At 34.8% G+C, this 12,990-nt stretch carries 10 protein-coding genes; all 10 read right to left on the bottom strand.

Going from position 1 to position 12,990, the window contains the following annotated elements:
- Positions 1–28 precede the first annotated feature (28 nt).
- The 10 genes from HND39_09570 to HND39_09525 all read right to left on the bottom strand — a co-directional run bounded on the left by HND39_09570 (position 29) and on the right by HND39_09525 (position 12,878).
- On the bottom strand, positions 29–979 hold the full coding sequence (locus HND39_09570) for an acetyl-CoA carboxylase carboxyltransferase subunit alpha (GenBank protein ID QKJ96512.1): 951 nt from the start codon (positions 977–979) through the stop codon (positions 29–31).
- Between the two features lie 3 nt (positions 980–982).
- Positions 983–2,965, bottom strand: a complete 1,983-nt coding sequence (locus HND39_09565) for a glycosyltransferase (protein ID QKJ96511.1) — start codon at positions 2,963–2,965, stop codon at positions 983–985.
- A gap of 8 nt (positions 2,966–2,973) precedes the next feature.
- Positions 2,974–3,690: a polyprenol monophosphomannose synthase gene (locus tag HND39_09560; protein QKJ96510.1), complete on the bottom strand. Its 717-nt coding sequence runs from the start codon at positions 3,688–3,690 to the stop codon at positions 2,974–2,976.
- Between the two features lie 65 nt (positions 3,691–3,755).
- The gene (locus tag HND39_09555) at positions 3,756–5,159 is read right to left on the bottom strand and encodes a sugar transferase (protein ID QKJ96509.1); all 1,404 of its coding nucleotides are present in this window, start codon (positions 5,157–5,159) and stop codon (positions 3,756–3,758) included.
- A gap of 30 nt (positions 5,160–5,189) precedes the next feature.
- Positions 5,190–6,194, bottom strand: coding sequence for a glycosyltransferase family 2 protein (locus HND39_09550; protein QKJ96508.1), 1,005 nt, complete (start codon positions 6,192–6,194; stop codon positions 5,190–5,192).
- Positions 6,195–6,320: 126 nt separating this feature from the next.
- Positions 6,321–7,484 (bottom strand): glycosyltransferase family 4 protein, encoded by a 1,164-nt coding sequence (locus HND39_09545; protein ID QKJ96507.1) that lies wholly within the window; start codon positions 7,482–7,484, stop codon positions 6,321–6,323.
- A gap of 35 nt (positions 7,485–7,519) precedes the next feature.
- Positions 7,520–8,479, bottom strand: a complete 960-nt coding sequence (locus tag HND39_09540; GenBank protein QKJ96506.1) for a glycosyltransferase family 2 protein — start codon at positions 8,477–8,479, stop codon at positions 7,520–7,522.
- Positions 8,455–9,906 carry a flippase gene (locus HND39_09535; protein QKJ96505.1) on the bottom strand — a complete coding sequence of 484 codons (1,452 nt, stop codon included), beginning with the start codon at positions 9,904–9,906 and terminating at the stop codon, positions 8,455–8,457. Before HND39_09535 ends, HND39_09540 begins: the two co-directional genes overlap by 25 nt.
- 51 nt (positions 9,907–9,957) lie before the next feature.
- On the bottom strand, positions 9,958–11,124 hold the full coding sequence (locus HND39_09530; protein ID QKJ96504.1) for a glycosyltransferase family 2 protein: 1,167 nt from the start codon (positions 11,122–11,124) through the stop codon (positions 9,958–9,960).
- A gap of 164 nt (positions 11,125–11,288) precedes the next feature.
- Positions 11,289–12,878, bottom strand: coding sequence for a radical SAM protein (locus HND39_09525; GenBank protein ID QKJ96503.1), 1,590 nt, complete (start codon positions 12,876–12,878; stop codon positions 11,289–11,291).
- Positions 12,879–12,990 lie beyond the last annotated feature (112 nt).

Genomic DNA, 12,990 nt, shown 5'->3' with positions numbered 1-12,990 from the left:
CAGGAATGATATAATTAGAACTATAAAATTATTCAGTATAAGGACCCATACTTCCAAACTTGTCAATTCTATTTTGCACAAGCTTATCTTTTTTAATTTTCACAAGCTCCGATAATTCCTCAAGCAGCGCTTTTTTCAAATTGTCAGCAGCTTTCTGATGATTTTTATGCGCACCACCTAATGGTTCGGGAATAATGCGATCAATAATTCCTTGCTCGAGCAGATCAGTTGCAGTGAGTTTTAATGCTTCAGCAGCTTGCTCTTTATAATCCCAGCTTCTCCACAAAATACTTGAACAGGATTCAGGACTGATAACAGAGTACCAGCAATTTTCAAACATCAGAATTCTATCGCCGACTCCAATTCCCAACGCACCACCGCTTGCACCTTCACCAATTATACAAACAATTACCGGAACCCGTAATCTGCTCATCTCAAATAAATTTCTTGCGATCGCTTCCGCCTGCCCACGTTCTTCAGCTTCAAGACCGGGATAAGCACCGGGAGTATCAAGCATAGTAATAACGGGTTTATCAAATTTCTCGGCAAGTTTCATCAAACGAAGAGCTTTTCTGTAACCTTCCGGATTTGCCATTCCAAAATTTCTGTAAACATTTGACTTGGTATCTCTTCCCTTCTGGTGACCAAGAATCATAACTTTGTAATCATCAAGCTGAGCAAACCCACCAACGATTGCTTTATCATCGCCGTAATGCCTGTCACCATGAAGTTCAATAAAATTTGTTGTCATTAAATTTATATAATCGAGGGAGTATGGTCTGTCGGGATGACGCGCCAGTTGAACCCGCTGCCAGCGGGACAAATCTTTATAAAGTTCTTCTTTAAGCTGAGAAACTTTTATTTCAATGCGCGCAATTTCTTTTTCAATTCCAAGCCTGTCGGATGATTTTTTCATTTCCTCGAGCTTCTGCTCAAGTTCATAAACCGGTTTTTCAAAATCTAATATTGTTTTGCCCATATTTTAATCTCCTTTACTCAGCATTTTATTCAGTGTTTTTCCGAGTATCTCAAGATCAAGCCAGATATTCTGGTTCTTTACATAATAAAAGTCGAGTTTTTCAGAATCTGTAAATGTTCCTTCATCAATATACCATAAACCTGTTAAACCTGTTTTCCCCAAATTATTACTTTCAAGCAAGACAGGTTTTTTTGGACCTACTAAACTACATTTTCCTGAAATAACAGAAGGGATTGAAAGTATAAATTTTCTGAATTCTGTTTTTTTACCGGTGAGTTTTGAAATTAGGATTATCACCGGGTAAAGAGTAAATAATACCGGAATAGAAATCGCATAATCAAATATTATTTTTAATGTTCTTACAGTAGGGTTGGAAATATTGTAGTTGACTTCAACCAGTGGAATATCGTCGAGCATCGAAACTGAACCTTTACCAACTACAAAGTTCATATCTGAACCAACTATTTTGAAATCTACATTATGGTCTTTACTCGCAGAAACAATCGACATCATATCCGAATACGATATTTCTTCCGAAGAAAAAATTACTTCATTTATTTTGTTTCCCGAAAAAACATTTTTGATGTTTCCTATGCTTCCTACAACCTTGAATCCGGCAACCTCCAGCCCGATAACGGAATGAGTTTTTCCGATTAATCCGATAAAACTATGAAATTCAGATTTTTGAGATTTTATTTTTTGTGCGAGTTTTATCGCTTCATCATCGGTGCCAATAATAACTGTTCTCCTGTTCAAAGTGCCATCAATCTTAATTCCCACTTTAAAAAATAATTTAAGAAAGATACGATAAAGTGTAGTTCCTAAAAGAAGAAAAATAAACGTGATGAGAACAACAGCTCTGCTGAATGCATATTGTTTGAAAAAAAATGTTGCTGATGTAATGATTAAAAAACTGATGAACATTGCACCAATATTTCGCAGTACCGATACTTCATCTTTTTTGTAAACTCCTGAAAGAAACGCTACCAAAACGTGAATGAAGACTGGAATGGTATAAACAATCCAGTAAGCTCCCGGGTCAAACCCAACCCACTCGGTAATATTCTTGTAAAATTTTTCAGCAGCAAAAAGTGAGATGTTAAACAAAAGTACATCGGCGATTGCGGAGTAGAGTGACAACTTTCTTTTGCCTATAAATGCAAATAGTTTTCTAAAACCAATTGCCGATCGAAGAATTATTTCAACAAGCGGAAAGCTGGAAAGATGTTTCTTTACGAAGAGATGCATTGCATCGTAAAATAATTTTGTCTCGTCGAGGTTGCTGCGTTTGGTACTTTCACCTTTGTAATGTATCACCTGTGTTGAATGAACGTAGAAAACTTTGTGCCCGGCTTTCTGAATGCGGTAACATAAATCCAGATCTTCACCGTACATAAAAAACTGTTCGTCAAATCCGCCCACATTATCATATACAGTTTTTCTCATCATCATAAATGAACCGGAGACAGCATCAACTTCGTAAGTTTTATTTTCATCAAGATATGTAAGATTGTAACGGGCAAATATTCTGCTTTTGGGAAAAAGGTTGCTGAGTCCTGTAACTTTTGTGAATGAAGTCCAGGGTCCGGGGAAACTTCTTCTGCAGGCTAACTGAAGAGTTCCATCTGAATTGAGAATTTTACAGCCTGCTAATGCGCAATCAGAGTGTCCTCCAAAGAATGAGATCATTTTGTCGAGAGTGTCTTCGCTAACAATACAATCAGGATTGATAAAAAGAATGTACTTCCCTTTTGCAATGGCAAGTCCCTGATTATTAGCTTTTCCAAAACCAACGTTAATTTTATTTTCGATGAGATTGACATAAGGAAATTTTTCCCTGATGACTTCAACACTCCCATCATCGGATGCATTATCAACAACAATAATTTCTTTGGAAAGATTTGCAGATGCTTTTTCAATTGAATGAAGGAGATTCTGCAGGAATTCTTTTACATTGTAATTAACTATGATAACGGAAAGGTCCAATTGAAACCCTATTTAAGCATTCCAAAAATACTTTTTAATCTTAATTTCCATACCATTGTAACAGCTTCACGAACAATTTTCTTTGACATTTTTGATTTTCCTTTTACACGATCCATAAAAATGATTGGTATTTCTTTTATCCGGAAACCTTTTTTCCATGCTTTGAAAGTCATTTCAATCTGAAATGCATAACCGTTAGATGTTACTTTATCGAGATCAATTGCTTGAAGTACTTCCTTCCTGAAACATTTGAATCCGCCTGTTGCATCGTGAACTGACATTCCGGTAATTACTCTTGTATAAAAATTCGCAAACCAACTAAGTAATAATCTTCTCATTGGCCAGTTGATTACATTCACGCCGGTTATGTAGCGGCTGCCAAGAACAACGTCTGATTTTTTTATCTCTTCCAGAAATTTTGGTATTTCATTCGGATCATGTGAGAAATCAGCATCCATTTCGAAAATGAGATCGAATTGATTTTGAAGTGCAAATTTAAATCCGGCAATATATGCTGTCCCAAGTCCTTGCTTTGATGGTCGTTTAATAATATGAATACGATTATCTTTCTTCATTTCACCTTCAACGAACGAAGCTGTACCATCGGGTGAATTATCATCAACAATGAGGATATTAATCGTGCTATCCTTTGAAAGAACAACAGGCAACAATCTGGGTAAATTTTCCAGCTCGTTATATGTTGGGATGATAATTAATGTTTTCATACCTGAATTTAATAATTAACTGACACAAACCTTACTGCAGCGGACAAATTTCTTAAATAAAACCCTCAACTGTAATGTCCTTTACCGAATATTACCACCAGAACTGTTCTGGCAAGGATCTTAAGATCCATTCTTATTGACATATTTTCAATATAAAAAAGATCGTAACGCAATTTAACTTTTACATCTTCAATACTTTCATCGTATTTATGTTTTACCTGTGCCCAGCCCGTTATTCCTGGTCTTACTTTTAATCTACGTTTGTAATACGGCAATTGTTCGGCAAGCATTTCAACGAAGTAAGGTCTTTCGGGTCTGGGACCAACCAGGCTCATTTCACCTTTTAAGACGTTGAAGAATTGTGGTATTTCATCAATCCTGAGTTTCCTGATAATTTTTCCAATTCGTGTTACACGAGGATCATCCTTGCTTGACCAAACCGGTCCGGTATTTTTTTCAGCGTCCTTGTGCATCGAACGGAATTTATAAATTTTAAATTCCTTACCATTCATTCCAATTCTATCTTGTTTAAAAAGTACGCGACCTCTGCTGTCCAATTTTATCGCCACAGCAACAAGAAAATTTAGAGGTAATGTTATTAAAAGAACCAGCAATGAAATAATAACATCAGAAATTCTCTTTAATTTTTTCTCCCATTCAGGCATCAGCTCGGGCATGATGTCGATCAAAGGAATTCCATAAAGCTGCGATGTTCTAGCCTGACCGCTCAATATTTCATAAAGATCAGGTACAATCTTTAATCCAATTTCTCTGTTCTCAACTCTTGATATGATTTCAACCAGCAGATCGTGATTTTCTTTTTCAAGTGCAATAATTATTTCCGCTGCGTGAGTCATTTCAACTATGTTTAACAGATTTTCATAATTATCAACAACTTTAACATCTTTATAAATCTTTCCAACATTTTCAGAATGAACAGCAACGTAAGCACCAACATCAAGACCTAAAGCAGGATGTTGAAGAATCTGGTCGTGAACTTCCTGCCCTCTTGAATTGAAACCGACAATCACCGCAGTTCTTCTGCCGATACCTTTGATAAGCAATGCTCGCTGGAAACTTCTGATCGCTAATCTTCCGATTAAGACGAATACAAAAAGAAAACTCCAATAAATGAATATCAGAATCCGGTAGCTCGATTCTGTGCCTTCTAAGTAATCACTTATGAATATCGGGAAGAATAAAATGAAAATACCAATGAATGTCGTTTTAAATAAAGTTGAAATTTCATCGAAGCGGGAAGCAGCAAACCACGTACGATACATACCGAAAAAAGTAAAGATAATCAGCCAGTAGAAGTACATAACAAGCATTGTGATGTACATTTCCGGCATTATCAATACTTTGAACCAGCCGGTTTCAATCCTGATGTAATAGTAAACGAACCAAGCTATGTTTATAAAAACAAAATCGGATAGTAAGATTAATATTTTCTGTGTTCTGGTTTTCAAAATACTTTTTATTATTAAATGTGAATTATTTTACCACCTTTTTGATCTGGGCAGAAGTAATCCAACTAAAAAACCCAATCCCCATGAAAAATGTAATGCGAATATCAAACTGGATATTAATGGAATAAATTTAAAATTTTCTTTTGTTGATTTGATTGAAACACTCAGCAGGTTTACAAAAAAATAAAATCCAAGAACAATAATCAGGAACAAAGGCGATAAAATTGAAAGCATCGTCAATATCGAAAGTATAATAAGTGTAAATACAAAAGCTGGTGGGATCAGATGAGTTATTTTTGCAGCCGATTTATGTTTCTTGAACATGTGCACTCTTAATATTCCGTATCTGAACATTTGTTGTATAAACTTTTTAACAGTTTTTCTCGGGTGATAATAACTTTTAATATCAGGTGAAAAAAATATTTTGTGTCCGGCTTTTCTTATACGCCAGTTTAATTCGGCATCCTCCGCTATAGAAAAGTTTTCTTCAAAATATCCTATTTCATCAAATAATTCTCTTCTGTATGCCGCGTAAACAACAGTATCTACAAACTGTTCTTTCCTGCTCCAACGATAAGGCGCGCTTCCCATTCCAAACGGATTTTCCATTGCCCACCCAATTGCTTTTTGAGTGAGATTGAATCCAAGATTTATTTGTGTGCCACCGGTAACTTTCAAATTTCTTTCAGTTAGATACTTATTATTATAATAGATGAAATCCGGATCGAGGGATGCATGCGCTCCAAGTATAACAATTATTTCACCCTTTGATTCTTTTATTCCAATGTTCAATGAGGTAGGTGTTTTTCTTACAGGATTATCCAGTAGTGTAATCTTAGGAAATTTTTCCTGATAACTTTTTACTTTGTCAATCGTTCCGTCAGATGAATGTCCATCAACGATAACTATATCAATTAAATCATGATCGTAGTTTTGATTTATAATTGAGTCCAAACAATTTCCGATATTATCCCGTTCATTGTAACAAGGTATCACAATCGAGAAACTGTATTTCCTGGAGGATGTTTCTATCATAATTATTTAGTTGGACGACACAGTACCAATGTTTGTTGACATGCAGATTTAGTGTTATTTCTACTGCTGTAATTGAACTTCAAAAATATGAATTCTAAAACAGAAAAAATTACGATTTTCATTACCTCAACCTGAAAATTTTTTCGCATAGAGACTAATTAATACCTTTGAATCCGTTTTCCAATTATATTTTTCTTTTACGGCTTTTAATCCATTTTGACCGAAAAGATTATCTGAAGATAAAATTTCAGTTGCCGCAGCAGCAAAATTTTCAGAATCACCTGTTTTATAAGTTAATCCGCACTTACTTTCATCGACGATTCGTTTAATGGCTTTTGAATCAGCGGCTAAAACCGGTTTTGATTTGGACATATATTCAAACAGTTTGTGCGGAATAGTGGTATTCCAAAATTCACATTCAGGCTGTGGGCTTATAAATATTTTCGTTACCTTGAAATATGAAGCGAGTTTATCGTGACCGGGCCAGTCTATGAACTCGATTACATTTTTTAGTGACAGTTCATCAGAATTTTTTTTTAATACTGGAACAGTAATTCCATTACCGATGATCAGGAGTTTCACATTAGTAAATTTCTCTTTCAAACGGCTCATACCTTTTACAACAACATCCAAACCTCTTTCAGGTGTAACGTAGCCGGCATAAAGCAAAACAATAAAATTATTATACTTCGCAATGATTTTTTCATCGATCGGTTCCATAGCAAAAGTATCAAGATCAACAGTGTTTGAAACAAGATAAATTTTTTCCGGATTAACATCTTGCTTCAACAGTCTCTCTGTATTTTCCTCAACTACTGTAATAATTGCATCTGAATATTTAATACAAAACTTTTCAAGAAGTCTGGCTGCTTTGTAATTCTTAAATATTAAATTTATCAAACCGGTTTTACCAAAAGCTTTCAAAGCTTCAGGATAGTTTTCATGCATGTCAAAAATTACCGGAAGTCTGAACAACTTTCCGAACAACAAAGCAATTGGAACCATTGGTAAATCGTGAGCATGAATAAATCCTGGTTTAAATCTTACTATACAAATAAAAACTTTAACCAGATATCTTGGATTAAAAAAGATCGGAAAATTAATTATGCGGTTGAGTTTTATGGATTTAAACAGTGCGTTAACTCTTTTGATTTCGCAATATTTAAAAGCGGGGTTTTGTGTTTTGTCATACTGATTGCAAACCACAAGAATTTTATATCCGGCTTCATTAAGGCTTTTAATTTCTTTTTCTAACCTGATATCAGGAGGAAAAAGTGCCTGCGAAATCATCAATATATTTTTGTCGATTAGCATGATTAAATTGTTCAGCTTTTAAACTCATTAGCCGGATAAATAAAAAATAATCGGGTATAGTACAAACTTCTTTTCACTAAATCTCTTTTCATCATTAAGATTCCACCGATCAGAAAAACCGGAATGCGGATAATCAGACCTGCATAATGAAAAATTATCGCGAAGAAAAATTTCATTCCTTTAAAATGCTTCTGAAAAAATTTAATGGTGGAGATTGATTGATATTTATTTTTGAACCAGGATTCTCCTCCGGCTGATTTCCCTTTCAAATGAATAAGCGAAGTTTCAGGAAAGTAAACTACATTCTCATTCATCTGCTTATAACGATAGCATAAATCCGTTTCATCCATATAGAAAAAAAATCTCTCATCAAATCCACCAAGCTTTTTGAAGATTTGCTTTGGAGTGAAAAGAAATGCACCTGTAACTACATCAACTTCTGTAATTGAATTTATCTCGCTATTCATCAGATGATATTTGTTGAAGTATTTTGATTTAGGAAACAGTAAATAAAGAAAAAAGTTTGATGTAAATACATTAGCTAAAGTCGGAAAATCAAAAACAGATTTTTGAATCGATCTATCCTCATTAAGAAGTCTGCAACCTATAATATTCTCACCTGAGATTGAATCAGCATAATCAAAAACTTTCTTAATTGAATTCTCCTGAAGAATTGTATCATTATTAAGAAACAATAAATATTTTCCTTCAGCCAGTTCCGTTCCCTGATTATTTGCCGCTCCGAATCCCTTATTCAGTTCATTCTTAACGAGTTTTATCCCGGCGAATTTCTTCGTGACGTCTTCAAGTTCACCTGGAATTGATTCATTATCCACTACTATAATTTCAAATGAAATATCTTTTGTAAAAGTATAAATCGAATTAAGACAGTTTCTCAATAATTCTGTTGATTTATAATTAACTATAATTATCGAAACGTCAATCCCTAACTTTTGAATTTGCTCTTCCATGACTCATAATTAATTGCTCGGAGAAGAAGATTTACTTCTTCATCTGAAAAATATTTTAATTTTATTGTGAGTGTAATCGTAAGTAAAACAGCCATGGGTAAATAAACAAAGAAAGGAAGAAAAGACAGAAGAACAGAACCTGTAATAAACGGGATCAGCCATTTGGCAACTCTCATCGAAAAGAAATTAAACTGGATACCAATTCCTTTTAAAATAAATATGAAAAAAATTGTACCTGCAGCACCAGCGGCGACTCTTGCCACAGCAACACCGCTGTACGAATAAAGTGGAGTAAGGATTATAACTGATGCGACCTGAAATAAAACTATTAATAAAGTACCAAAAAAATTATATTTCTGTTTGTTATAAACTGTAAGAAGATTTAAAGTAAAAGTATTGAAATAGGTAAATAATATCGACCAGAATAAAATGGTCATCGGCAGATAGGCATCTGAATATTCACCGCCGAAAATAAGTTTGATAATGTGTTCAGCTTTGAAGGTTATTATAAACGAAATCGAGAATGAAAAAAGAAATAAAATTTTGTAAACGAGTCTTGTCGCCGGCATTGTGCTTGCACTTCCGGTTTCCCTTCCCCGAACAATCAAAGGGAAGATTGTAGTAATTAATGCCTGAGGAATTATTCCAAGCGGAACCGTAAGCCGGAGCGCCGCAGAATACAATCCAACCGAATACTCAGAATCCATACTTCGTAATAGTAAAACATCAAGCTGTTGAAATGCTGTGGTCAGGACAACTGTTCCAAATAGAGGAATAGATTCTTTGATTAACCAGATTCCCTCTTTAAAAGAAAAATTAAATTTATACTTATACTTTTTATGAAGATAGATAATCAGAAGTAAAAATCCGGGAATATTTGCGGCAACATAAGCTATAACCAAATATTCAAGTCCTCCTCCTGTATAAGACATCAAAAAAACAAGAATGAGCAACACGATACTATCAATCGTATTAAACAGCATAACGCTGAACATATTCAGATTAACCTTGAACAAAACTTCCAGAAGTTCACGGAAGTTCATGTATTTTGATGAAAATATAATGTTCAGAAAAAGGATGTTGGAAAGGATCAGTTCCTTCTGGTTCAGATTTGTTATCAAAGAAAAAGTGTTGAAGACAAGAAACAAACCAAACAACAAAATTATCCGCAGACTAAATGCTGTGTTAAGCAGATCGTAGCTTGAATCTTTCTTTGACGACTCTCTGAAGACAATCGGACCAAAACCAATATCAATAAATTTAGAAACCAGTACAGTCAAAGCAACAATAGAAGAGAACAAACCATACTGCTCGACACCGAGATTACGTGCAATGAGTGTAACCGAAACAAGAGTGATGAGCATTTCCGCGCCCCTGCCAAAAAATATTGCAGAAACATTACTCGAGACTTTTGTAGTTGGCTGCATGGGTTAGGTTAAATGGTTGCAGATGGAATTAAATAGGGATTTTATCATATTCTATCTTGGGGTTGAGTTCCAAATATATACCTGCTTCCTCATCAGAAATTTATATAGTCCAATAAGCAATGCCAGGTTAGTGAATACATAATAGTAGATGATACTAAATATTGAAATATTAATTTTCAATTTATTAAGAATAAATCCCACTAGAGCGGATACATAAAATCCGATTTGAAAATAGAAAATGATTTTATAAAAATATTGATGATCGATTAACAATGCATTTGTAATCAGCAATAATATCAGAAGCAGAGGTACGAACCAGCGTATCACTTTGTGTGAAAAAAAAGCATACGATAAAAGTATCTTTTTAGGGATGAGAAGACCCCCGAAAAATTTCAGAGTTTGAAAATTTGTCGTTGCGAACCGGACTTTTCTTCTGAATTCGGTTATAATTTCTTTCGATACCTCCTCAACTGCTATAGCATCATATTTGTATAAAAACTGAAAACCCTGTTGAAGTACAGCTAATGTCTGAAACAAATCATCAGTTATAGCAACTTGAACCGGAAATTTAGTGAACAGTTTTTTCCTTATCGCATAAATACCACCGTTTGCTGCGATGAGCGTACCCAGATTACCTTCAAGTTTTTTTAGCTGCGTTTCATACTGCCAATACAATCTTTCCCGGTTGGTTTTATCGAAATCATCTGCGGGCTCTTCCAAAACCAAACGGCCGCACACACCACCCACTTTTTGATCATCAAATTCAGATACTAACTTAACAAGCGCATCTTTGTTAAACTTAGTATTGGCGTCACTAAAAACAAGTATATCATTCTTAGCTGTTTTAAACAGATCATTTAGCACGGTAGCTTTTCCTCTTCGCTGCTCAAAATTTACACATTTCAACCAGTTATAGTCTTTGCTCTTACTCTGTACTATCTCACTTGTTCGATCTGAAGAACAATCTGATCCTATGATCAATTCCAGCTTGCCAAAATCAAAGTTGAGGTTCTTGATATTCTCAATCCTTTCAGCAATAACCTTTTCTTCATTGTATGCTGCAATTAAAATTGAAATCGATGGGAAATAGTCTTGATCCGCAGTAAATGGTCTGGATTTAAAAAGTTTGAATATCCTAAGCGAAAAAGGATAAATCAGATATGCATGAAGAAGGAGTAAGACAGCAAACCAGAAAATAGCTGCAATGTAAAGTTCCACTTGTATCAATAAATATTATAAATAGTAAGGCTAAATATATAAATCAATTTTGTATTTTGATTGGCATCGCATTTTTAAACGAAAAGAGAGAAGAAAGTCATATAGTTCTATTATGATTAATCAAAGACTTACTTAATAGAATCAGAATAAATATTTATAGTAATCTATACTACTGTTTCTTTCTGAATTACTGTTGCCTCAGAAGATTTTTTAACAACATTATTCAAACCTTTTTCCCCATTTATTTCAGTTGTTACATCTTTGTCGTGTGATAATCGAGTCTTGAACTTATCTGTGTTAGCTTTGGACTCTTTACTAAAAAGGTGCTTGTAAAAAGTGAGAAAAGCTTTTAATGTTCTTTTAAGTTCTGATGGATGTCTGATAATGTTCTTTGCTTTCATAGAGAAATATGCAGCCCTTAAGTAATATTCTCTTCTTGCATAATTACAAAAGTCGACAATCTCTTGAGCTGAAAGATCATGCGTACCGACAACCGTATTGTGCAGACCTTCAGGAGTAAGCCAGTCATCCCAGGTTTTTGCTGTTATCAGTCCTTCCTTTTTTGCCCAGTCGTAAGCTTCGGTTCCGGGATACAACATCAGCGGAAAGAATTGCGCAGTATCAGTATTAAGTCTCTTTGCTAAAGTAAGAGTTTCGTTCATCGTTTGTAAAGTTTCGCCTCTATTTCCCATCATATAGCAGGCGTGGATTAGCAATCCAGCTTTACGAGCATTTTCAGCCGCTGTAAACTGTTCAACTCGCACACCTTTTTTCATCAACTTTAAGATTTCATTCGAGCCACTTTCAAATCCAACGATGACTAAACGACATCCTGCCTTTTTCATCCAGTGCATTGTTTCTTCGTCCAGATCAGCTCTTACATTGCAAGTCCAAGTTAGTTTGTTATTTTGTTCAATAAGAAGCTTACAAATTTCAATAGTATGTTTTTTAAATACTGTATAAGTATCATCTTCAATTGTTACTTCCACAACTTCAGGAAAATTTTCTTCAATGTACTTAAACTCAGCAGCAATGCTTTGTGGAGAACGATGTCTATATGTATGTCCATAAAAATTTTGAGGATAAACACACCAGGTACACAGATATGGACAACCTCTGCCAGTATAAACCATCATTTGCGGGAAACGGCCAGCTGCAAAAAAATAATCTCTAGAATTACAAAATCTTTTAAAAATTTCACTTGCAAATGGCATAGCATCAAGATCTTCCTGCGTTAAAGCAGGGCGATGACCGTTCGCAACAATTTCAATTCCATTTCTCCAAGTAAGTGAGAGAACATTTTCCAGTGATTCTTTCTTTTCAAGTCGTTCTGCTAATTCGACGATGGTGGCTTCGTATTCATTTCTGGCAATTGCATCTATCAAATTTGAACTTTTTAGGGTGTCTTTATCAACGGCAGTTACGTGGTTTCCAACCAAACAGACTAATACGTTATCAAATTTCTTTTTTACTTCTTCAGCAAACTTTATATCACTGCTGATGCTTCCAGTGCTTGTTTCAATTACAGCAATTCGAGGATTAAAGTTGGCTAACCTGTTCATCGTTTCTTCAACTGAAATAGCTTCCGCAGGTGCATCAATTAGTGTGATTTGATGACCATTTTTTTCTGCAACTCCTGCTGCAAGTGCTAACCAAATAGGATAGTAAACTGTTCCGCTTTTGGTGACAGCTGGACTTCTCGATCCCCTTGAATACTTTGGGAAAAACGGGGGATTTATGAAGGCAATATTCATTAACTAGTACTCCAATTGAATAGTTGAAATTTTTGCATTTAAGGGTCGAAAATAATGTAAATATGCTAAAACCAAAACACTGAAATTAAAGTCCTCATATCTTGACTGCAAT

It is taken from the genome of Ignavibacteriota bacterium (assembly GCA_013285405.1).
GTDB lineage: Bacteria > Bacteroidota > Ignavibacteria > Ignavibacteriales > Ignavibacteriaceae > IGN2.
This window is presented reverse-complemented; position numbering and strand designations above follow the sequence as displayed.